This window comes from Sinomonas sp., assembly GCF_051955515.1.
GTDB lineage: Bacteria > Actinomycetota > Actinomycetes > Actinomycetales > Micrococcaceae > Sinomonas.
In genome coordinates this window covers 1-2,949 of record NZ_JBQCGQ010000267.1, presented here as the reverse complement: position 1 = coordinate 2,949, position 2,949 = coordinate 1, and the positions used below count along the sequence as shown (strand labels likewise).

The 2,949-nt window shown below is 71.8% G+C and carries 2 protein-coding genes; both read right to left on the bottom strand.

The genetic code is table 11. The features are described 5' to 3' along the window. Positions 1-1,850, bottom strand: a 1,850-nt coding sequence (locus tag ACTHL9_RS15745; protein ID WP_440520227.1) for a PEP/pyruvate-binding domain-containing protein, incomplete at its 3' end; no start/stop codon positions are given. A 150-nt stretch (positions 1,851-2,000) separates the two neighbouring features. After that, positions 2,001-2,949, bottom strand: a 949-nt coding sequence (locus tag ACTHL9_RS15740) for a phosphoenolpyruvate carboxykinase domain-containing protein (RefSeq protein ID WP_440520226.1), incomplete at its 5' end; no start/stop codon positions are given.

The window sequence follows — 2,949 nt, the reverse complement described above, 5'->3', positions numbered from 1 at the left end:
GGCGGCATGACTTTGGCGGCCAGTGCATGCGTGTCCTCACGGAAGGCGAGGCCCCGGCGGGCCACCTCGACCAGTCCTCTCGCCTTCTTCGCGGCCCACGGGGCGCGGAGAAGGGGGTGTGCAAGCAGCTCGCGCAAGGCCGCGTCGCCCGGGTTGCCGGGAGTCAGTCTCGCGGGCTCCATCGCGAGCGACTGGAGGATCGCAACGGCGGGAACGGGGTCGTCGCGCCACGAAGGCGCCGTCGCGATCACGATGCTCACCGACTCGCGGTGCCCGTAGTCGGCGAGGAATGCCGCCAGCTGGTCGTTGAAACGGGCGAACTCCGGCCGCGTGCGGAGCGCCTCGAGGAACGCCGGCGCGCCGAGGTCTCGTGCCGCTTCCCGGAGCGCGGGATCAGAGCGAACGACGGCGGCAAGCGCCTCGAGCGCGTCGTTGCCGGCGCGGGTCGTGGTCGGCGCCCCCGCAACGAGGGGCGCGGCGAGCTTGCTCAGGCCAAGGGGCGCGAGAAACGCCCGCAGCGGTAGGACGGGCAGAAGCGCGCCGGGAAGGTAGGCGGCGCGCAGGAGTCCGATCGTGACCATGGCAGCGTTGCATTCGTCGACGCGCGCGAGGAGCTCGCGCCACGTCAGCCGGCCGGGGTCCTCCGCCTCGAGCGCCGCAATCGCCGCCTCGAACTCAGCGACGCGCGAGTCCTCGTGCCAGCGTTCCGAGCGGTAGCTGCGTATCCGTCGCGCGAGCGCGAGAGGCGCCCCGATCGTCTGGAACGTAGGCCGCGGACGTGGAGGAACAAGCTGGAGGGCCACGCCGTCGCGCTCCCGAAGGACCTCGGCGAGCGGCGGGAAGCGCACGCCGACGCTCCCGGCCATGAGGTGCAGCATGCGCAGGACGCCCGGCTCGAGCCATCCCGTGACGTCCAGCGGGTACGGCCGCACCGTGAACATCTCCAGGAAGAAGGGCGCGACGAGCCGCTGGATCCGTCGCAGCTCGGGCGGCTCCAACGGCAGCGCCGTCATGGGGCGAGCCTGCAGCAGGACCATCCGACCGGCGTCGAGCGCCCACTCGATGTCCTGCGGAACCCCGAAATGCCGCTCGGCGCGGACCGCGAGGCCCACAAGTTCACGGGCCGCCGCGTCGGAGAGGACTGGGCCGCCGCTCTGGCCGGGCGTCCGTTCCTGCACCGCGCCGCTGCGGTCGAGGACGAGGTGCTCGGGGGTCACTTCCCCCGAGACGACCGCCTCGCCGAGGCCCAGCGCCGCGTCCACCACGAGCTCGGACCGGCGCCCGGTCAAAGGGTTGGCGGTGAACAGCACGCCGGCGGCTTCGGCGTCGACCATGCGTTGGACGACGACGGCGATCGCCACGTCCGCGGGCTGGATCCCCTGTCGCTTCCGGTACGCGACGGCTCGGTCGGTCCACAGCGAGGCCCAGCACGTCCGGATCGCCTCGGCCACGGCCTCGGGTCCTTCGACGTTCAAGAAGGTGTCCTGCTGGCCCGCGAAGGCGGCACCCGGGAGGTCCTCCGCCGTTGCGCTCGACCTCACGGCCACTCTGGCAGCGCCGAGATGCTCGACGGCGGCGGCCACCGCATGGCGGAGGTCCGGGTCGAGGGGCGCGGCTTCGAGCGCAATGCGCGCGCCAGCCGGATCGGCCGCGGCCCGCTCTGGGTCGATCCCGGCCGCCGCCGCATGAGCGCGGTAGGCCGCCGTCGTCACCACGAAACCGTCCGGCACGGGCAGGCCAGCTGCGACGAGCTCACCGAGGTTCGCGCCCTTGCCCCCGGCCACGGGCAGGTCGGCGGCGCGCAGCGAGGTGAGCGGCGCGAGCGTTGGGGACCCTCCGTCGTCGTCCATGAGGCACACGTTACTGGTGCCCTCAGACAATGCAGACGGGCCGCCCAATGAAGAAGGGCCGCCCCGTGTGCAATCGGGGCGACCCTCCTAGGGATCCCGGCGCCGTTCAGTTCGCCGGAGTCTTATTGGCCGCAGTCGTACGACTGCGCGTCAGCCGAGGCGCTTCTTGAGGCCCTCGAGCTCTCGCGTGATGCTGCGCGGAAGCGAGCCGCCGAAGCGGTCGAACCACTCCTCGAGGCTGGGAACCTCGGCGCGCCATTCGTCGGAGTCGAAGCGCACGGCCTCCTGGACGTCGTCGGCCGTCATCTCGAGGCCGGCGAGGTCGAGGCTCTCCGGGGTCGGGATGAAGCCGATCGGGGTCTCGACGGCGTCCGCCGCGCCTTCGATCCGCTCGATCGCCCACTTGAGGACGCGCGAGTTGTCGCCGAAGCCGGGCCAGGCGAAGCCGCCGTCCCGCGTGCGGCGGAACCAGTTCACGAGGAAGATCTTCGGCAGCCGCGCGGGGTTGCCCTTCGCGGAGAGGGTGACCCAGTGGTTGAGGTAGTCGCCCGCGTCGTAGCCGATGAACGGGAGCATGGCCATCGGGTCCCGACGCACCACGCCCACGGCGCCAGCTGCGGCAGCCGTCGTCTCCGAGGAGAGGGTGGCGCCGTAGAAGATGCCCTGCGCCCAGTCGCGGGACTGGGTCACGAGCGGGATGGTCGTCTTCCGGCGGCCGCCGAACAGGATCGCGTGGATCTCGACGCCGTTGGGAGCGAAGTACTCCGGCGCGAGCATGTCGATCTGGTCGATCGGCGTGCAGAAGCGAGAGTTCGGGTGTGCCGCCGGGCGGCCGGCCTCGGGCGTCCACTCGTTTCCCTGCCAGTCCGTGAGGTGGTCGGGGACCTCTTCGGTCATGCCCTCCCACCACACGCCCCCGTCGTCCGTGAGCGCGACGTTGGTGAAGATGCTGTTGCCCTTCGCGATGGCGCGCATCGCGTTCGGGTTGGTGCCCCAGCCGGTGCCGGGGGCCACGCCGAAGAGGCCGGCCTCAGGGTTGACGGCGCGAAGCTCGCCCTCCTTGCCGAAGCGCATCCACGTGATGTCGTCGCCGAGGGTC